The following is an 18,412-nucleotide window of genomic DNA, read 5'->3' as shown; positions in this document are numbered from 1 at the left end:
CAGAGTGTGTGAGGAGTTGTCACCCCTTCACACACACAACCTGATTCAGTGTATAAACCACTTCCACCAAATCACTTTGCGCTTTCATCACATCTTCAATCGGTTTATATGCAGACGGAATCTCATCAATCACGGCTTCATCCTTACGACATTCCACACCTTGCGTTTGCTCAATCTGATCTTGCACAGTAAACAATTTTTTGGCAGCAGTACGGCTATGTACACGACCAGCACCATGCGAACATGAACAGAATGATTCCTGATTTCCTTTACCTTTCACAATAAAAGACTTCGCACCCATCGAACCCGGAATAATTCCATATTCACCCAAACGCGCACGCACCGCACCTTTACGAGTGACTAAAACTTCCTGCCCGAAATGTTCTTCCTTATCCACATAATTATGATGACAATTCACCGCTTCAACTTTCGCATTAAATGGTTTATTCATGATGATGCGCAAAGCTTGTACAGCAGCTTCCATCATTAACTCACGGTTTTTCATGGCAAAACGTTGCGCCCAACCCACAGCAAACCAATAATCATCGAAATGCTCAGTTCCTTCTACTAAATACGCTAGGTCTTTATCAGGTAAATTAATAAAATGCTTTTGCATATCTTTACGTGCTAGCTCAATAAAGTGGTTACCAATCGCATTTCCAACGCCACGAGAACCTGAGTGCAACATAATCCAAACTTGTTGATATTCATCTAAACAAATTTCAACAAAGTGATTACCTGTTCCTAAAGTCCCTAACTGTTTATGATTATTGGTATTTTTTAAACGTGGGTGTTTGGCACAAATATATTCAAAATCAGTGACCAATTCAGCCCAAACTTGATCTACACGTTCAGACGTATTTTCCCATGAACCTTGGTCACGACGACCACGACCTTTGGTCATTCCATGTGGAATTAAACGTTCAAGTTCTGTACGTAACGCATGTAAGTTATCAGGTAAATCCGATGCAGTCAGCGAAGTACGTGCTGCCATCATTCCACAACCGATGTCGACACCCACCGCAGCAGGGATAATTGCCCCTTTGGTTGGAATCACGCTTCCAATCGTTGCGCCAATACCAACATGTACGTCAGGCATCACCGCCATCCACTTGTAAATAAATGGCATTTGCGCAGTTTTTAATAGTTGATCTTTCGATTTTTCATCGACAGGCACGCCTTTAGTCCACATTTTAATTGGAACGCCTTTAGCATCCTGAATAATGTTATATGCACGTTCATTCTGTGCTTGTTTTTCAATTTGTTCAATTACTGACATAGTCATAGCTTTTTCCTTTCCCTAAACCTGCCTGCCAAGCGGTTGCAGGCAGGTGAAAATTTTCTACATCTTTATGATGTGCTGTATATACTGCAGAGAGCGTGCCAAGTTTGAATTTGTTTTTAAAAATAAATATTAAGATATTGATATATATAATCAATTAAAATTAATTTCATTTATTGATTTTTAAAAAACTATTTGTGTTTGAGATTTAATTATCTTTAAATATATCTAAATATATATTTTTATATCCTCTAAATAAAATATCTAAGGCGTATTTTTCACTTGTAATAATGAGATAATAATTATTTTGACCATCTTCAAATTGTAATTGAGAAAAATACATCGTATTTTGCGGAAATTGGTATTCATAACAATAACAAATGTAATCAAGAATTCGGAAGATGAGGAACTGTCTTTTATCACTTAATGCTTTAGGTGGAAGTATCGTGTTGAGTAGTACGAATTTAGGAAGTATTTTTTCTTCTAACTCTTTCAATGAAATTTTTTTTGTGATGAGTTTTTGACCTTTAAAAAAGTGGTAGTGTTTAAAAAAGTTGGTTTCTATATCCAAGTTTTCATTGTATTTGATGTAATCTGCTGTTATTAAAAACTCACGAATTTCTCCATCTGTTTCAGAAATACCCTGTAAATAACCAGCCAAGTGCCTAACTTCTTTTTTATTAAATTTCATATTTACATTTAAATTGTCAAAAAATCTACGTGTGATCCAACGTAGATTTGTGTTAATTGAAAAATTTATACGATTATTTTTTATTCATATTTAGGTAATATTCCTCCAAATGAATATCCAACCGTTGCGCCAAAGGGTCATCATCCAACACCTGACGATGCCCAATCAATAGATTCATATCGGCTTTTTTACGTTTTTTACTCGGTGGTTTTTCATGATAAGCGTGGCATTTTTTATACCAATGATGCGTAGTTAAGTAATAGCTTTTGATGCGAAGTTGCTCTAAAGCCAGATCGAGATTGTCATCTTTGACTTGAACTTGAATACTCATAATATGTGTTTTACAGACTGACACCTGTCTCTAGTGATGAAATAAAAAGAGAAATTTAAAGCATTATCGACCTACAGCAAAACTATTGCTTGTAGGTTGATGTTGTTGTGCTAAGTCAATTTTTAGCCATAAGTTAGCTGGACTTTGAAAATATAGAGGACATTGTGAAAACCAGTTTTGTGATTGGCTCACAATACGTTTCATTTTAAGTTTTTTGCGCTTTAAAATTGCGGGTTTTTCATAATAGCCTTGGCGTTTTTTATACCATCGAGTGGCTTGTAAAAGGTATTGTTTATAATGCAGTTGCTGTAGGGCAAGTTCGATATTGTTGTCTTCAACAATGACTTGTATCGGCATGATTTGCGTTTTAAAGACTGACACCTGTCTTTGTTTTAAGTTGAGGTCTTAAATTAGCAAAGTTTAGTTTTTTATACAAATTGAATTACGATAAAAATCTCAAGTTATTAAAAATATTGATATTAATTGTTAGCTTTTTATTGAAATATTTAAGTTTTTTTGAGTTTTAAAATAAATGAATAAATTACACGACTTTTAATTGCCCTGAAGCATTCAATTCAAATGTTTTTAAGTCTTCCGCCATAAACAGGTGTCCTGTATAAAACTTTTTGGCTTCTTGTTCTAACAAGGTAATACCTTTTGTATCATGATAACGTGGGCTAAAGTGCGTCAGAATTAAATTCGCTAACTTCACAGACTCGGCAAATGCTGCCACCATTTTTGCCGAGCTATGCATCGGGCTTTTACCGACTTTTTCTAAAGTTTCCTGTGTATAAGTACTTTCGTGAATCAACATGTCGGCATTTTCACAAGCCTGATGCAATAATTCAGGTTGATCATTATCCCCAGATACAATTGCTTTGACTTGTTGCGTGGTAACTTCAACAAAATCCTGTGATTGTAAAATTTCACCATTCCATTCAATGTCTTGACCGTGTTGTAAGTCACCCCATAATTTTCCTTTAGGAATAGACAAAGCATTTAAAGCATCGACATTTAACTTTTTCTGCTGGTGAATAACTTCAATGGCGAAGGCATAACTCGCTACGCGATGATGCAAAGCATGAGCAGAAATAAATAATTCAGGATTAATTTCAATTTTATCTCTTATTTCTGAAACATCAATGAAATGAATAGGGTAGGCTAGAAACAGTGCTGTTAATTCTATCGAACTCTGTAACCAAGTCTGAATTTCTTTAGGTGCAATCAGTGTGAGCGCTTCTTTACGACCATTCATGCCTGCGCTCGCCAGTAGGCCAAGCAAACCATAGCAATGATCGCCATGCACATGCGTAATACAAATTGCTTTTAGATTTTGTAGGCTAAGATTGGTCATTTGAATGCGATGTTGTGTGCCTTCACCTGCATCAATCAAAATCCAATCTTTAGTTTTGCTGTGACGAACCGCTAAACCTGATACATTGCGAGTCAGTGAGGGTACGCCTGAGGATGTTCCTAAAAATGTAAACTGTAACATGGAAAATAAAACCTGATTATTTTTCAAAAAATTGTTATGAGAAAAAAGTTGTTGGGCAAAACTGAAGAAGAAACCATTAAGAAAGGTCATTGCAGACGCCGATGGTATTATACAAGGAAGGTCGGTTTTCTGTGAACACGGAATAGTATAAAACAAAAGTTAAAATGAAATAGCAACCCACTTTAAAAAACTTATTTTAAGTTAAGCTTTCATAAGGCGAAAGCAAGTTTTTAGCACGCTTAAGTAAACCTATATAAATAGGTGGTGATTATTAATCTCACTAGAGTAAGTATATGTATCGGTATTTTGTGTTTTAAATGTCTTCTGTAAAGTTATTCTTGTTATGTAAATAGGTTTTATTATGGATGTTGTTTGAGAATGGTTTTTATTTTAAATGCAACATATGTTGGATTTTTAAGTGATTGAATTATTTGTTAAAGTTGCTAGTCTTGATGTGCTTTAAAAATTATATATTTTATATGTTAATTCTATTATTTTAATATTTGTATATGATTATCTATTAACCATTAACATGATATACATAACAATACAAAAAGTGTTTTAATTCACAATATTCATAAATTTTTGCTTAATTAATAATTGTGATCAGCTTAGTAATTGTTAAAGCTAGCGCTTGTTAAAAATTTTAAAACTTACATCTTACATAACATAGGGAATTTATATTATGACTAACCCAAATATTGATCGTGACGTAGTAAAAGAATTACCAAAAGAGCAAAGAGATGAATTAAATGCAGACCCAATTACAGGTGAGCCAGGTGCTCATCCGATCGGAACTGGTGTCGGTGCAGCAGGTGGTGCGGCTACAGGCGCTGCTATTGGTGCGGTAGGTGGGCCAGTTGGGGCTGTGGTAGGTGGTGTGGTAGGCGCTGTAGTTGGTGGTTTAGCAGGTAAAGGTGTTGCTGAAAAAGTAAACCCTACTGAAGAAGATGCGTATTGGCGTGCAGAGCATTTGAATACGCCATATTATAGTGAAACATTAACCACTTATAGCGATCTAGATTATGATCGAGATTATCAGGATGCATATCGTTTAGGTTATTCTACACGTCATGACTATCCGCACGAAACTCGCTTTGAAGATGTAGAAAATGATTTACGTTTAAAATGGGAACAAACTAAACGTGAGTCACGACTGACTTGGGAAGAAGCAAAACTTGCTGTTAAAGATGCTTGGAATCGTGTAACACATTAATTTGTGTTGTTTAATCTTAGATTAGAATTTAAATTTGGAAATTAAACTTCGATTTTAATTTTTAATATTCAACACATAGCTTTATTTAACACGCCACTTTAAATTAAAGTGGCGTGTTGTATTTTAAAGGTATTGTAAAATATTCTAAATATAATCCTGTAGATTTTTAACAGTTAGGTTGAATAAAAATATAATTGTGCTATGGATATTAATTGAATGATACTGTTATTAATAAAATAAGTTTATATGATCGCTTGAGAGTTTTATGTCCTTTTCCACACTCATCCAACAGCTAAAAAAATGGTTGCTTCAATCTCAACATGCAACTGCACACAGAAATGCAGATATTGCGATTGCTGTAGATGAAGAAAGTCAAATAGCGGTTGCAACTGATACACTTCAGGTCAGTCCTCAAGGGCGAGAACTGATTTGTACTTTTGAAGGTTTAGCATTGACAGCTTATGATGATGGTACAGGCTGTTGGACGATTGGTTATGGGACTACACGCTATCCAGATCAAACACCGGTAAAAGCTTTTGATACATGTAGTGTGCAACAGGCAAACTCTTATATGCAGCATGATTTACAAAAATTTGAAAATGCGGTCAATCACGCAGTTCAAGTCATGTTAAATCAAAATCAATTTGACGCTTTAGTGTCTTTAAGCTACAACATTGGCATTAATGCATTTAAAAACTCTACATTATTACGCAATTTAAATGCGGCAAATTATCAAAAAGCAGCTGAACAATTTGATGTATGGGTTTATGCAAGTGGGAAACGCATGCAAGGACTGATCAATCGTAGAGCGGTAGAAAGGGCTCTATTTGAAAAAAGAATATAATTTGTACAGGACAATAAGATAAAAATTTGCTTCAATACGATCATGATTTTTTATATTTAAAATATTTATGTCATTTTAAAATGTTAAAATGATACGTTTAAGAATGCTGATTTAAAAAAGAAGGTAGGTTGCACTCAATGTTTATTACCACCCAAGCACCACAAGATCAACAAATGCTGAATTTAGTTCCAATTTTGGCGTATGCAAGCCAAATTTTATTGGATGAATATGAAGCATATTGTGCTGGGCGTGAGTTTAGTATTGATGAAAAACCTGATCAGTCGCCAGTCACTCAGGCAGATTTAAAAGTAAATGCCTATTTACTTGAACAATTGGCCATTTTGACGCCTGAAATTCCTGTGTTGTCTGAAGAAAGTGATTATTCTGAGCGTCATGCATGGAACATGTGTTGGATGCTAGATCCTTTGGATGGGACAAAAGAGTTTATTCATGAACGAGATGAATTTACAATTAATTTAAGTCTCATTCAAAACCACCAAACCATATTTTCCTTAATTGCTGTGCCAACCGAACAAGTGATGTATTTAGGTTATCTAACTGAATTACCTTATAAATATTCATTTACTCAAAATACATGGGAGCGTTATAGCAAGTTTAAAGATGTAGAAACCGATGCCATCCAAGTGGGTTTAAGCCATAGTAGTAAAAATCCAAAATATCAGCAATATATTGATTATATTGAACAGGAAAATCCTGTGATTCGACGTGAAGCTGGCAGTGCCTATAAATTTTGTATGATGCTTGAAGGCGAGATCGACATTTATCCACGTTTTCATCCGACTTCAGAATGGGATACTAGTGCTGGGCAAGGTTTGCTTGAAAGCATTGGTGGCGGACTGGTAAGTTTAAAAGCACAAGCTTTTACGTATAATCAGCGTGAAACGGTATTAAATGAGGGTTTTATCGCTTTTAGAGATAAAGAAAATCAAAAAATAGCATTAAATGCACTCAGTAACGTGCGCTTATAAGATTGAGAGTTTTTTTGGTCATGGTATAGTGACATATGACGAAAACATACATATTGAGTCCTTATGGCGCTTGAGTTACTGCCAAAAAGCATGTTGAAAGCAATAGATTTATTGCCAGACCCTGAAACGCCTGTGACGTTGTTTACACGCCATTCGATACGTGAAATGGTCAGTGGGCAAGGTTTAGCAGGCTATGATTTGCAATTGACATCACAAGGGCGTGATTTGGCTCAGGCTTGGGGATTGTATCTTACAGATAATACCGATCGTGTCATTCAACATTGTATCTCTAGCCCAATTCAACGTTGTGTAGATACCGCAGCTTTAATGATTGAAGGTGCAGATTTAAGCAATCAAAAACATAATACCCATCATATAGAAATCGTTGAGCAAGGTTTATTGGTTGAACCAGGTAGTTTTGTTTTAGATATTCAGCAAGCTGCGCCTTATTTTCAAAAACAAGGTGCTTTAGGCTTTATTAATAGCTTTGTTAATAATGCCTTACCAGGGATGAAACATCCTATTTCTGGTGTGGTGGATGTCTTGGAGTTGATCTATAACACTCATCCACAAAATGCGCAGGGACTCAATCTTGCGGTGAGTCATGATACGATCTTAGCCGCCATTATCGCTGTGATTTCTGGACGCCATCACATAGATAAAGCTGACTGGCCTCAAATGATGGAAGGTCTGTTTGTATGGTTTGAGGGTGATCATTTTGAAGAGAGTAATTTAAAATGGATTTGGCGTGGTGAAGTCAATCAATTATCAATTCGAGATTTTCAAAAGTTGGGAAATTAGAAGATGACTATAGATTTGAAGATGTGAAAAATAGTCATCTCAAAAATTTATTTATCGTTTGACTCAGATTATTCGTCCTTATCCAAACTATTTTATATGATAAATAATATACCCACACCATAAAACAGGTAGTAAATGACAGTGTACTTGCGATTAGAATACGATTTGCGATAAAATGTTTTGATTTCATTTACACTTCCCTGACTGAATGCCAGACTTATAGTTTTAGAGTAGTGCTTTGTAAATCGAGACAATATTCATCATAAGAGCAAGTGATATAGCGCATATGGCTAAGGAAAAACTAGTTATTTTGGATATGTTGGGAAATAACATCATCCACCAGAATGCTGGCTAATGATGTTATTAAGGTGGAGTTTTTATAGGATTGCTTGAAAGAACTTGAAAGAATAAGATTTTAAAATCTATTATTTTTATTTATCTGTATAACAAGCTATTGATTAGCGAGCAGGCAAAGCATAAGTACCTACTGCATGTGCAACGACTTCATCACTACCAAGTGAATATATAGAAACATCACCAATAGCGAGAGTTTTACCGACCTTAATGAGTTTACATACAGCGTGTAAGTCTTGATCCCCTGAAGGTTTCCGTAAAAAGTTGATATTCAAATTGGTTGTGACTGCCAAAGGTACAATACCAATTTCACCTAAAATTGCGACATATAGTGCAAAGTCTGCCAGTGCCATCACGACAGGGCCAGCGACAGTTCCACCAGGACGTAAGGCTTTTTGATCTATTTTATAACCAATTTCTGCGGACTTATGGCCAACAGCATGAATCTGAAAATGATCATTAACTTGTGGAAAAACAAACTCTAAAAACTGCTGAATTTCTTGTTGTGTTGCTGACATTATTTTTTCTCTTCTAGTTTAGACCGAGTTTGATTTTGGTCAGGCTTTCCCACGTACTTGAGTCATGTTGTAAAGGATGAAAATCTGTGTGGTAATAATCTAGATAGTCATTTTTTAAAGTGCGAATAAATCCTTTTTCATCCAACATCAACTGATAAAATTCAGCACATTGTCTTAGATTCCAATTTTGGCGATGTTGCAAGGCAATTTTGACTGTGCCATACACCATTAAACCGATCATATATAAGGTCGTGGGTGGCATGACCAATACACGCATGACATTTGAACCTTGTGCATCTTGATATAAATCAAAGGCAACATTCTTATGCTCACTTTCTTCAATGGCATGCCATAACCAAATGTTTTTTAAAGTTTCATTGCTTGATAAACGCTGTTGTAAATCTTCACGACGCATAATTTGATGCGCCAAAATTGCGGTAAAATGTTCCGCAGCTGCGGTAATAGCAAGTTGTTGTGAGGCTGAACAATAGTGTTTCAATGCTGCCATGAGCCATTCGACATTGGCAGAAATAAACCGTGTATCCATATTTTGTTCAAGAATCCACGCATTTAGAGCCTCATGTTCTTTGGCATGCATGGCTTCTTGGCCAATAAATGCTGCAATATCAGTTTTTAAAGCCTGTGACTGCGCACGATGTTGTAAATTTCGTACGCTATGTACAAAAAATCGTTCACCTGCAGGGAACATGGCAGACATGGTTGCAAGCCAATATTCTCCCCAAGGATTATTCTGAAATAAACTATGTTGTGTTGATGCAAACTGAAATTTCATATGACGAACAGGAAACTTTGCACCACGGTCAAAGATTTTTTCGAGCATATTCATGGTGCTGTTCCATTTGAAAGTTGTTTTTGTTGTTCTAAAGGTTTATTTGACAACAATGCAATCACATCAAAATAACTTGGTGGTTGTTCCACAAAACCACGCTCACGTAAGAATTGATGCATTTTCGGTAATTTAAAATAAGGCACAGATGCCATCAAATGATGTTCCTGATGAAAATTTACCCGTAGTGGTGCAACTAAAGCCCGTGCAATAAAATTGGCATGTGTAGTACGTGTATTGGTTAAAGCATTATGGCTAGTTTGCATGCCTGCATGTTCAGCCATAGAACGAATACGAATAAATAAAGGGAATGGGGTAATATAAGCAAGCGGCCAGAGCCAGTAGAGTTTGGCATGTCCAGCTTTTTTCAAAGCATAATAAAGGGCTGCATTTGTGATGATCGCACCTGAACTATTTTTTAATAGCGTTTTAGCAAAATCAAAAGCTGTACGTCCGTTTACTGGAATTTTACGTTGATCATTGGCAACAGTCCATTCTAAAAGCTCCAAGTCCATCATAAGACGACCTGTTAAAAACTTAATGCCTGTTAAACCTGTTAGGTCACGACTAAATTTACGCAACAGTGATTTTTTGCTAATAGGAAAACCCTCGACAAGGCTTAAGTCTGGATCTTCGGGGAGAGAAGTTTTGGCATGATGTCGTGTGTGATGCACACGATATTTTTGTAAATCATTCCAAATGGGTTTGGCACATAACCAATCGCTTAAGGTGTTATTTAACCATTTATTTTTAAATAAACTATTGTGTGAAGCATCATGCATCAAAATCGCTAAACAAAGTTGTCGTCCAGCAATGATAGCCAAAGCTGCTGCAATCATGATGACTTTAGCCCAAGTCGGTAAATATTCCCAAGAGAGGGCAACGCCCGCAAAAGTCCCTGCGATCACTGCCCAAGTTGAGCCTACTGCCCATAAACCAGCGAAGTCGGATGGTGTGGTAAGTTCATCAATTTCGTCACGAGAAAAAAGTTCAGTGACACTGATTCGCGCATTCATGTTTAGTCCTTTAATTTTTTTATTGGATTTTATGATTGTAGATAAAATAATATTACAGTCAATTAATTTTTATAAAAATTATGTAATATTTGAGAATGAAAAATAAATATAAGCAAATACAATTACTTAAATTTTTATAAAAAGTTGGTCAATTAGTTGAGATGATTTTGATTTAGTTGTCGCCATGTTTGTTGTCCAATCTGATCGAGCTGTAAAACAGCCTGAAAAAAATCTTCTCTACGTGCTGTATCGACCAAAGGCGAGGGCAATAGTGGATCGGTTAACATGAGTGCAATTGTTTCCCGTCCTAATAAAAAAGATTCACGAGCAAGATCGAGTGGATGCATGTCTTGGGCATGCGCTAACCATTGTTTAAGTTGAAGGCTATATTTTTCATAGCGTTGATTAAGCTTTTGCGTATCCCATAAAGTAGAAATTTGTGCTTGTGTTACAGCGTTAAATTGGGCAACCTGCATCAGTGTTGCTGCACTTTCTAAGCCTTGCTGGGTTAATTCTTTTTTTAACTCATCTAAGGTTAAATTTAAATTATCGGGGCGTACAAAAAATCCCGTTTCTAATTCTCTAAAGCCTGTATGTTTTAAAATTTTTTCACGGCGGTTTAATGCAGTGCGATCAGTGCGTCCCAAGTGGGTGGTAAGTACTGCCAAATAATGTTGATTCCATGCTTTGGTACGACGCAATCCATGATTACGATGGATGATGATTGAACCCCAGCGTTCGGCATTGGTTGTTAATTTATATTGCCCACGTGCAACGGATTCGATCATTTTTTCCTGACATAAACGTGTGACCGCAACACGAGTATTATTTTCACTGATATTTAAAATATGTGCTGCACTGACCAATTGTTTGATCGATAAAGTTTGCCCGCCAGATGCGAGTAATAAATCAATAATAAAAGATTTTGCATTTAAACTCATGAGCACAATTATTTTATGTTTAATCAAGCCTTAAATCATAACAATGATTGCGCAAGATAAATATGCTATTGCATAGACCTAATTTGGCTTTTAAATAAGCTTAGAGTTGATGAAAATTTACAAGTTATTATTTTCTAAAATGTTTTGGTGACTGTCCTAATTGTTTTTTAAACATAACAGTAAAAGCGCTACTACTTTGATAGCCTAATTTATGTGCAATTTTAGAAATTGGAATTTGTTCAGCTAAGTAACCTAAAGCCAAAATGACATGCATTCTTTGTAACCAATGCCGATAATTTAAACCAGTTTGTTTTTTAAATAGACGAATCAAGGTTCTAGAGCTTGTCCCAATTTGATCTGCCCATGCATTTAAATCTTTTTGACTGTCGGGATGTTCAACTAAGGTGGTACAAATCTGAATTAAACGAGGATCACGCGGCCAAGGAATTTCGAGTGGAAAATTATGTGATTGTTGAATTTCATGAAAAATAAGTAAATGTAAAGCTTGATCTAAAACATGACAGTCATGATTTACATGAGGTTCAAGGGGCGTCGGTTGGTTTAAACGTAATACTAACTCCCGAAGCAAATCACTCATACGCACTAAAAAGCAGCTTTGTCCTAAAGTTTGTGCTGCGCTTTCTTCCACTAAAGCGGAGATTAGACGCACTTGTCCATAAGACACCACACTATGCTCATAATAAGCAGGGATCCATAAAGCACAATGTGGGGGAATAATCCAAATATGTTCAGCCGTATAGACACGAATATGACCTTCAGCAGCATATAACAATTGTGCACGATGATGAAAATGCGGTGGAATAATACTACCGTGTTGTCGTAAAGAACCCAAAGAAGTGACTAAGGGGGAAGAGGATGAAGTTACATTGTTGATCATTGCTTTCGTTCGCTATTCGTTCTTTCGTAAATTGTCAGTTAGGCGATATTTTTTGGAATATAAGCTTTAATATGACGAATTATAATGTGTTCTTAAAAATTTGAAATAGAAAATGTAATATGCAGAACCCTCAACCAAGTGAAATCAGCTCCACGAAAACCATTTCGAGCCAGCCTGCACAAATGGTTAAGTCTATGATTGCTGCGGTGGCGATAGCGCATTTATTGAATGATTTAATTCAAGCGATATTGCCTGCTATTTATCCCATGCTCAAGTCTAATTTTCAGTTAAATTTTACTCAAATTGGGCTGATTTCACTGGTTTATCAAGTCACAGCCTCACTTTTACAACCGTGGATTGGTTTCTATACAGATAAACATCCGAAACCGTATTTATTACCTATTGGAATGGGTGTAACTCTGATTGGCATTGGAGGGTTGGCATTTGCAGCAAACTTTAGCATGTTGTTATGTTCAGCCGCATTGATTGGTGTTGGTTCTTCAACTTTTCATCCTGAGGCTTCACGTGTTGCCCGTATGGCATCGGGTGGTAAGTTTGGAACTGCTCAATCAGCCTTTCAGGTTGGAGGAAATTCAGGCTCGGCAATAGGTCCTTTATTGGCAGCAGCGATTATTATTCCAAATGGTCAGGCAGCCACAGCATGGTTTATGCTATTTGCATTATTGGCGATTTGGGTGCTCTACCAAGTCAGTAAATGGACCATACAGCGCAAACAAGCACCAATGAATGCAGGCATCCATAAAACTCAGCACAAATTACAAGGTAAAACCTTAATTCGAGCATTACTGCTCATTGCGATACTGATGTTGGCAAAATTTATATATATCGTCAGCTTGAGTAATTATTACACTTTTTATTTGATGCAAAAGTTTGATTTATCCTTAAAAAATGCACAATTTTATTTATTTGGTTTTTTAGCTGCTGTGGCATTCGGAACATTTGTGGGTGGGCCAATCGGTGATAAAATTGGTCGAAAATCCGTAATTATTATTTCCTTTTTAGCTATGGCACCCTTTGCTTTGATTTTACCTTATGCCAATTTGCAATGGACATTAATCCTATCCATGATTTCAGGTTTGGTGATGTCATCCGCCTTTTCTGCAATGGTGGTTTATGCACAAGAAGCTGTTCCTGGGCGAGTAGGTATGATCGCAGGTTTGATGTTTGGCTTAATGTTTGGGATCAGTGGCATTGCCGCAGCGGCTTTAGGGTATTTGGCAGATCATCAAGGTATAGAGTGGGTCATGCAGTTTTGTTCATATTTGCCTTTGCTCGGCGTTGCGGCATTATTTTTGCCAAAAACTCAAAAATAAGCGTTCTTTTTTTAAAGTAAATGTCGCATTTTTTAACTGGAATTTATCTTCTCAAAGGTAAGATAGATTCCAAATTTGTATGATGATCTATTCATTAATGTATAGAAAATGCACAATTTGGTGTCGTTTTTTTATCACAGTAGCTTTTATATCTAACTCACTATTTAAATTAAAATTTTTATAAGATCATTATATTATTTTTGTTTAGCTTGTATTAAATAATATTTAATTATAATTAAATATTATTTGGTTTTGTGATTCTTCATTTAAATTAAACATTGCACAGATATAATCAATTTTGAATACAGTATTAATGTAAAAAATTGTTGAAAATTCCATGTAATACTTACAATAAAAAATAAAAAGTATTTGCGGTTTTTCGAAAAATATTTATATTTATAAGTGCTTACATCGTCACATTAAATCATTTTTTAATGCAGTATCATCACTTTTAATGTGTTGAGTGATGTCAAGAAAATCAGAATTTCGGGATGAAATGCAATGAATAAATCACTTTTAGAACAACTTACACCAGACAATTGTCAGGTTATTTTTATTGATCAACAACCGCAAATGGCGTTTGGCGTGCAGTCGATAGACCGTCAAACTTTAAAGAACAATGTTGTAGGTTTAGCAAAAGCTGCCAAAGTTTTTAATATTCCAACCACGATTACCACCGTAGAAACAGAAAGCTTTTCTGGTCACACCTTTCCAGAGTTATTAGATGTATTTCCAAATGCACCATTATTGGAGCGTACTTCAATGAACTCTTGGGATGACCAAAAAGTGCGTGACGCACTGGCAAAAAATGATCGTAAGAAGGTCATCGTTTCAGGGCTATGGACTGAAGTGTGTAATATCACTTTCTCTTTTGGTGCAATGCTTGAAGGTGATTATGAAATTTATATGGTGGCAGATGCTTCAGGCGGTACCACCAAAGAAGCACATGATTATGCGATGCAACGCATGATTCAAGCAGGTGTCATTCCAGTGACATGGCAGCAAGTTTTACTTGAATGGCAACGTGATTGGGCGAAACGTGATACTTATGATGCAGTGATGGATATCGTGCGTGAACATTCAGGTGCGTATGGCATGGGTGCTGACTACGCTTACACAATGGTCCATAAAGCACCAGAAAGAACCAAAACCTCACATGAAGTATTAGCACCAATCCCTGCAAAATAAGATGCAGCGTTCTAAAAATAGTACTGTTTTTAGTGCCAAATAAAATTAATCTTTTGACATCACTTCACGACAACATAGAGTATTTCACATGAATAAGTCACTTTTAGAACAACTTACACCAAGCAATTGTCAGGTTATTTTTATTGATCAACAACCGCAAATGGCGTTTGGCGTGCAGTCGATAGACCGTCAAACTTTAAAGAACAATGTTGTAGGTTTAGCAAAAGCTGCCAAAGTTTTTAATATTCCAACCACGATTACCACCGTAGAAACAGAAAGCTTTTCTGGTCACACCTTTCCAGAGTTATTAGATGTATTTCCAAATGCACCATTATTGGAGCGTACTTCAATGAACTCTTGGGATGATCAAAAAGTGCGTGATGCGCTGGCAAAAAATGATCGTAAAAAAGTCATTGTTTCAGGGCTATGGACTGAAGTGTGTAATATTACTTTCTCTTTTGGTGCAATGCTCGAAGGCGACTATGAAATTTACATGGTGGCAGATGCTTCAGGCGGTACCACCAAAGAAGCACATGATTATGCGATGCAACGCATGATTCAAGCAGGTGTCATTCCAGTGACATGGCAGCAAGTTTTACTTGAATGGCAACGTGATTGGGCGAAACGTGATACTTATGATGCAGTGATGGATATTGTGCGTGAACACTCAGGTGCGTATGGCATGGGCGCTGACTATGCTTACACAATGGTCCATAAAGCACCAGAAAGAACCAAAACACCACACGAAGTATTAGCACCAGTTGCAGCAAAATAATAGATTTAAATAAGGCATGAAACAATGCCTTATTTTTTAACTCAAATTATCCATGCAATGGAGAAGATCATGTCTGATGTACAGTTGATTCTCAAAAACGGAAAAATAACAACGCTCGATCCGAAAAAACCAGAAGTAGAAGCCATTGCAATTGCCGATGGGAAAGTTGTTGCGACAGGTGATGAAGACAGCATCATGAAGTTGGCAAATGATACAACTAAAGTCATTAGCTTAAATGGTCGTCGTGTGATTCCTGGTTTAAATGATAGCCACTTACATATCATTCGTGGTGGCTTAAACTACAACATGGAGTTACGATGGGAAGGTGTGCCATCGGTTGCTGATGCGCTAAAACTCTTAAAAGAACAAGCGGATAATACCCCTGCACCACAGTGGGTGCGTGTGGTTGGTGGGTGGACAGAGTTCCAATTTGCTGAAAAACGCTTACCGACTTTGGCTGAAATCAATAAAGCTGCACCTGATACCCCAGTATTTGTTTTGCATCTATATGCCAGTGCTATGCTAAACCGTGCAGCACTTGATGTACTTGGTTTTAATAAAGATACACCTGATCCACCGGGTGGGAAAATTGAACGTGATGAAAAAGGTGAGCCGACTGGTTTGTTGTTAGCAACGCCATCGGCTGCGATTTTGTACTCAACTTTAGGTAAAGCACCCAAATTACCTGTTGAAGATCAGATCAATTCAACACGTCATTTTATGCGTGAGTTGAACCGTTTAGGTTTAACCTCTGCGATTGATGCTGGGGGCGGTGGTCAAAATTATCCTGAAGATTATGATGTTATTCGTGAACTTCATGAAAAAGACCAAATGACGGTGCGTATCGCCTATAACCTTTTTGCACAAAATGCAGGCTCTGAGCTTGAAGATTATAAGAAATGGACAGAAATGACCTTTCCAGGTGATGGCGATTCATTGTTCATGATGAACGGTGCAGGTGAAAACCTCACTTGGTCGGCTGGTGACTTTGAGGATTTTTATGAGCCACGTCCTGACTTACCTGAAAAAATGGAAGGTGAATTAGAAGCAATCGTCGAGCATTTATCTGAGAAGAAATGGCCGTTTCGTATCCATGCAACTTATGATGAAAGTATCACGCGTTTATTAAATGTTTTTGAACGTGTTAATGCAAAAAAACCATTTGAAACTCGTTTTATTATTGACCATGCCGAAACTGTATCTGAAAAAAATATTGAGCGTATTGGCGCATTAGGCGGTGGTATTGCCATTCAACATCGTATGGCATATCAAGGTGAAATCTTTGTCCAGCGTTATGGTGCAGAAGCAGCAAAAGACACACCACCCGTGAAAAAAATGCTTGAGCTTGGTGTGCCTGTGGGTGCAGGCACGGACGCAACACGTGTGGCATCCTACAACCCATGGGTATGTTTAGCGTGGCTCACCACAGGTAAAACAGTGGGCGGTTTACCGTTATATGATGAAAAAGATTTGCTTGATCGTCAGACTGCTTTAAAACTTTGGACCAAAGGTTCTGCATGGTTCTCAGGTGAGCAAAGCCAAAAGGGTGCCTTAGCTACGGGTGAACACGCTGATCTAGTTGTGCTTTCAGATGACTATTTTTCAGTTGAAGGTGATGAGATTCAGTTTATCGAATCAGTCATGACAGTCATGAACGGTAAAGTGGTTTATGCAGGTGCGGAATTTAAACAAGAAGATCCACCACTTCCACCAGCTTCGCCTGAATGGTCTCCAGTAAAACGTTTTGGTGGTCAGTGGCGTTTGTCTGAAAACCGCAATGCGCCATCTTTACAACCTTTACAAAATAATTCGGCAATGTGTGCGTGTTCTAGCAGTTGTGGTATGCACGGACATTCACATGCATGGATGCTTGATGTTCCTGTGAATGATAAAGACAAAAAATCATTCTGGGGTGCGCTAGGCTGTTCATGTTTTGCTTTCTAACGAAACACCATTTAAAAACTCCCACCTGAGGTTTAGGGTGGGATTTTAGAGCATACCTCATGAAAATGTATTTAATTTCTTTAGCAGTTGGACTGCTTGTTGGTGTTCTGTATTACGTACTTCATGTGAAATCTCCAGCACCACCATTGGTTGCGCTTTGTGGTTTGTTGGGCATGGTCGTGGGTGAACAATTGATCCCTGTGATCAAAAATTTAATGACTTAAAAACCAAAGCTTTGGAATAAATGATGCGAATTCATCTGGGAAAAATTTTAAGTTTTAATGCAGGTTATGTCGATACAGCAAGCTTTTTGGCATTGCACGGTTTATTTGCTGCACATGTCACAGGTAACTTTGTGACTTTGGGAGCAGCTTTGGTCTCAGACAGTCAAACTGGTGCATGGGCGAAACTTGCTGCTTTGCCGATGTTTTGTCTGATGGTTTTATTGACCAAACTGATTGATCAGCGATTTTTAAAACTTCAGAAAAACTCGTATACATTTCTTCTAAAGCTTATGTTTGTGTTGTTTAGTTTGGCTGCAGTACTTTCAGTTTTTTATTTACCTTTTCCTAAACACGATACGCTGATTAGTTTTATTGTGGGCATGTTGCTGGTGGCAGCAATGGCGATACAAAATGCCATGCATCGTATTCATTGGTTAAAAGAATCACCAACCACAGTGATGACAGGTTCAACCACACAGCTCATGCTAGACATTGGTGAACTTTTTTCTAAGCCGTCTACGGAGAAAAAAGCACAGATTTATCAACGCGTATATTCGATCTTGCCGACCATGTTGAGTTTTGCTTTGGGATGTGCAATTGCTGCGATCGTATATAAGTCTGCGCTTCTATGGTTGTTTATCGTGCCACCGATTTTATTGGTTTTAACCTATATCTATCGAGAAAACTATAAAAAAGCATAATTTTTATACAGTTTGATTTATTC

The 18,412-nt window shown here is 37.0% G+C and carries 20 protein-coding genes; 10 read left to right on the top strand and 10 right to left on the bottom strand.

Annotated features, from left to right (window positions below):
* Positions 1-19: 19 nt before the first annotated feature.
* The 5 genes from HUS24_RS05015 to HUS24_RS04995 all read right to left on the bottom strand — a co-directional run bounded on the left by HUS24_RS05015 (position 20) and on the right by HUS24_RS04995 (position 3,799).
* Positions 20-1,279, bottom strand: coding sequence for an RtcB family protein (locus HUS24_RS05015; protein ID WP_173911402.1), 1,260 nt, complete (start codon positions 1,277-1,279; stop codon positions 20-22).
* Positions 1,280-1,490: 211 nt separating this feature from the next.
* Positions 1,491-1,943, bottom strand: a complete 453-nt coding sequence (locus HUS24_RS05010; protein ID WP_173910983.1) for a hypothetical protein — start codon at positions 1,941-1,943, stop codon at positions 1,491-1,493.
* 103 nt (positions 1,944-2,046) lie between these two features.
* Entirely contained in the window at positions 2,047-2,304 is a 258-nt protein-coding gene (locus HUS24_RS05005) for a hypothetical protein (RefSeq protein ID WP_173910982.1), read from the bottom strand.
* 63 nt (positions 2,305-2,367) lie between these two features.
* Complete coding sequence (locus tag HUS24_RS05000; protein ID WP_254433804.1) at positions 2,368-2,685, bottom strand: hypothetical protein; 318 nt, start codon at positions 2,683-2,685, stop codon at positions 2,368-2,370.
* A 160-nt stretch (positions 2,686-2,845) separates the two neighbouring features.
* The gene (locus tag HUS24_RS04995) at positions 2,846-3,799 is read right to left on the bottom strand and encodes a ribonuclease Z (protein ID WP_173910981.1); all 954 of its coding nucleotides are present in this window, start codon (positions 3,797-3,799) and stop codon (positions 2,846-2,848) included.
* A 685-nt stretch (positions 3,800-4,484) separates the two neighbouring features.
* On the opposite strand from HUS24_RS04995, the gene HUS24_RS04990 reads away from it, so the two are divergent.
* From HUS24_RS04990 to HUS24_RS04975, 4 genes are all read left to right on the top strand, one after another.
* Entirely contained in the window at positions 4,485-5,015 is a 531-nt protein-coding gene (locus HUS24_RS04990; protein WP_173910980.1) for a hypothetical protein, read from the top strand.
* Positions 5,016-5,280: 265 nt separating this feature from the next.
* A complete protein-coding gene (locus HUS24_RS04985; RefSeq protein WP_173910979.1) occupies positions 5,281-5,859 on the top strand; it encodes a lysozyme in 579 nt (192 codons plus the stop codon).
* A 137-nt stretch (positions 5,860-5,996) separates the two neighbouring features.
* On the top strand, positions 5,997-6,848 hold the full coding sequence (locus tag HUS24_RS04980) for a 3'(2'),5'-bisphosphate nucleotidase CysQ (RefSeq protein ID WP_173910978.1): 852 nt from the start codon (positions 5,997-5,999) through the stop codon (positions 6,846-6,848).
* Positions 6,849-6,911: 63 nt separating this feature from the next.
* The gene (locus HUS24_RS04975) at positions 6,912-7,649 is read left to right on the top strand and encodes a histidine phosphatase family protein (protein ID WP_173910977.1); all 738 of its coding nucleotides are present in this window, start codon (positions 6,912-6,914) and stop codon (positions 7,647-7,649) included.
* A gap of 458 nt (positions 7,650-8,107) precedes the next feature.
* Here HUS24_RS04975 and HUS24_RS04970 read toward each other — a convergent pair whose 3' ends face one another.
* The 5 genes from HUS24_RS04970 to HUS24_RS04950 all read right to left on the bottom strand — a co-directional run bounded on the left by HUS24_RS04970 (position 8,108) and on the right by HUS24_RS04950 (position 12,223).
* A complete protein-coding gene (locus HUS24_RS04970) occupies positions 8,108-8,521 on the bottom strand; it encodes a PaaI family thioesterase (protein ID WP_173910976.1) in 414 nt (137 codons plus the stop codon).
* A 13-nt stretch (positions 8,522-8,534) separates the two neighbouring features.
* Entirely contained in the window at positions 8,535-9,368 is an 834-nt protein-coding gene (locus HUS24_RS04965) for a metal-dependent hydrolase (RefSeq protein ID WP_173910975.1), read from the bottom strand.
* The gene (locus HUS24_RS04960) at positions 9,365-10,384 is read right to left on the bottom strand and encodes a fatty acid desaturase family protein (RefSeq protein ID WP_173910974.1); all 1,020 of its coding nucleotides are present in this window, start codon (positions 10,382-10,384) and stop codon (positions 9,365-9,367) included. The genes HUS24_RS04965 and HUS24_RS04960 overlap by 4 nt, the downstream gene beginning before the upstream one ends.
* A 152-nt stretch (positions 10,385-10,536) precedes the next feature.
* On the bottom strand, positions 10,537-11,325 hold the full coding sequence (locus tag HUS24_RS04955) for a PaaX family transcriptional regulator C-terminal domain-containing protein (RefSeq protein WP_173910973.1): 789 nt from the start codon (positions 11,323-11,325) through the stop codon (positions 10,537-10,539).
* Positions 11,326-11,452: 127 nt separating this feature from the next.
* Positions 11,453-12,223, bottom strand: coding sequence for a helix-turn-helix domain-containing protein (locus HUS24_RS04950; RefSeq protein ID WP_173910972.1), 771 nt, complete (start codon positions 12,221-12,223; stop codon positions 11,453-11,455).
* A gap of 119 nt (positions 12,224-12,342) precedes the next feature.
* Between HUS24_RS04950 and HUS24_RS04945 the strand changes: the two genes are divergently transcribed.
* The 6 genes from HUS24_RS04945 (at position 12,343) to HUS24_RS04920 (ending at position 18,389) form a co-directional block, all read left to right on the top strand.
* On the top strand, positions 12,343-13,557 hold the full coding sequence (locus HUS24_RS04945) for an MFS transporter (RefSeq protein ID WP_173910971.1): 1,215 nt from the start codon (positions 12,343-12,345) through the stop codon (positions 13,555-13,557).
* Between the two features lie 501 nt (positions 13,558-14,058).
* The gene (locus tag HUS24_RS04940; RefSeq protein ID WP_173910970.1) at positions 14,059-14,745 is read left to right on the top strand and encodes a hydrolase; all 687 of its coding nucleotides are present in this window, start codon (positions 14,059-14,061) and stop codon (positions 14,743-14,745) included.
* 88 nt (positions 14,746-14,833) lie between these two features.
* The gene (locus HUS24_RS04935; RefSeq protein WP_173910969.1) at positions 14,834-15,520 is read left to right on the top strand and encodes a hydrolase; all 687 of its coding nucleotides are present in this window, start codon (positions 14,834-14,836) and stop codon (positions 15,518-15,520) included.
* Between the two features lie 69 nt (positions 15,521-15,589).
* Positions 15,590-17,464 carry an amidohydrolase gene (locus tag HUS24_RS04930; protein WP_173910968.1) on the top strand — a complete coding sequence of 625 codons (1,875 nt, stop codon included), beginning with the start codon at positions 15,590-15,592 and terminating at the stop codon, positions 17,462-17,464.
* Positions 17,465-17,523: 59 nt separating this feature from the next.
* Positions 17,524-17,688, top strand: coding sequence for a DUF1427 family protein (locus HUS24_RS04925; RefSeq protein WP_173910967.1), 165 nt, complete (start codon positions 17,524-17,526; stop codon positions 17,686-17,688).
* A 20-nt stretch (positions 17,689-17,708) separates the two neighbouring features.
* Complete coding sequence (locus HUS24_RS04920; protein WP_254433803.1) at positions 17,709-18,389, top strand: YoaK family protein; 681 nt, start codon at positions 17,709-17,711, stop codon at positions 18,387-18,389.
* Positions 18,390-18,412 lie beyond the last annotated feature (23 nt).

The sequence above is a fragment of the Acinetobacter sp. Marseille-Q1618 genome (genome assembly GCF_902809855.1).
Classification (GTDB): domain Bacteria; phylum Pseudomonadota; class Gammaproteobacteria; order Pseudomonadales; family Moraxellaceae; genus Acinetobacter.
This window is presented reverse-complemented; position numbering and strand designations above follow the sequence as displayed.

Bases quoted from the DNA above. Each gene is read 5' to 3' on its own strand.
- HUS24_RS04980 (WP_173910978.1), top strand. From the start codon at position 5,997: ATGTTTATTACCACCCAAGCACCACAAGATCAACAAATGCTGAATTTA.
- HUS24_RS05005 (WP_173910982.1), bottom strand. From the start codon at position 2,304: ATGAGTATTCAAGTTCAAGTCAAAGATGACAATCTCGATCTGGCTTTA.
- HUS24_RS04965 (WP_173910975.1), bottom strand. From the start codon at position 9,368: ATGAATATGCTCGAAAAAATCTTTGACCGTGGTGCAAAGTTTCCTGTT.
- HUS24_RS04945 (WP_173910971.1), top strand. From the start codon at position 12,343: ATGCAGAACCCTCAACCAAGTGAAATCAGCTCCACGAAAACCATTTCG.
- HUS24_RS04990 (WP_173910980.1), top strand. From the start codon at position 4,485: ATGACTAACCCAAATATTGATCGTGACGTAGTAAAAGAATTACCAAAA.
- HUS24_RS04960 (WP_173910974.1), bottom strand. From the start codon at position 10,384: ATGAATGCGCGAATCAGTGTCACTGAACTTTTTTCTCGTGACGAAATT.
- HUS24_RS05015 (WP_173911402.1), bottom strand. From the start codon at position 1,279: ATGTCAGTAATTGAACAAATTGAAAAACAAGCACAGAATGAACGTGCA.
- HUS24_RS04955 (WP_173910973.1), bottom strand. From the start codon at position 11,325: ATGAGTTTAAATGCAAAATCTTTTATTATTGATTTATTACTCGCATCT.
- HUS24_RS04925 (WP_173910967.1), top strand. From the start codon at position 17,524: ATGAAAATGTATTTAATTTCTTTAGCAGTTGGACTGCTTGTTGGTGTT.
- HUS24_RS04985 (WP_173910979.1), top strand. From the start codon at position 5,281: ATGTCCTTTTCCACACTCATCCAACAGCTAAAAAAATGGTTGCTTCAA.
- HUS24_RS04995 (WP_173910981.1), bottom strand. From the start codon at position 3,799: ATGTTACAGTTTACATTTTTAGGAACATCCTCAGGCGTACCCTCACTG.
- HUS24_RS04970 (WP_173910976.1), bottom strand. From the start codon at position 8,521: ATGTCAGCAACACAACAAGAAATTCAGCAGTTTTTAGAGTTTGTTTTT.
- HUS24_RS04940 (WP_173910970.1), top strand. From the start codon at position 14,059: ATGAATAAATCACTTTTAGAACAACTTACACCAGACAATTGTCAGGTT.
- HUS24_RS04950 (WP_173910972.1), bottom strand. From the start codon at position 12,223: ATGATCAACAATGTAACTTCATCCTCTTCCCCCTTAGTCACTTCTTTG.
- HUS24_RS04935 (WP_173910969.1), top strand. From the start codon at position 14,834: ATGAATAAGTCACTTTTAGAACAACTTACACCAAGCAATTGTCAGGTT.
- HUS24_RS04975 (WP_173910977.1), top strand. From the start codon at position 6,912: ATGGCGCTTGAGTTACTGCCAAAAAGCATGTTGAAAGCAATAGATTTA.
- HUS24_RS04930 (WP_173910968.1), top strand. From the start codon at position 15,590: ATGTCTGATGTACAGTTGATTCTCAAAAACGGAAAAATAACAACGCTC.
- HUS24_RS04920 (WP_254433803.1), top strand. From the start codon at position 17,709: ATGATGCGAATTCATCTGGGAAAAATTTTAAGTTTTAATGCAGGTTAT.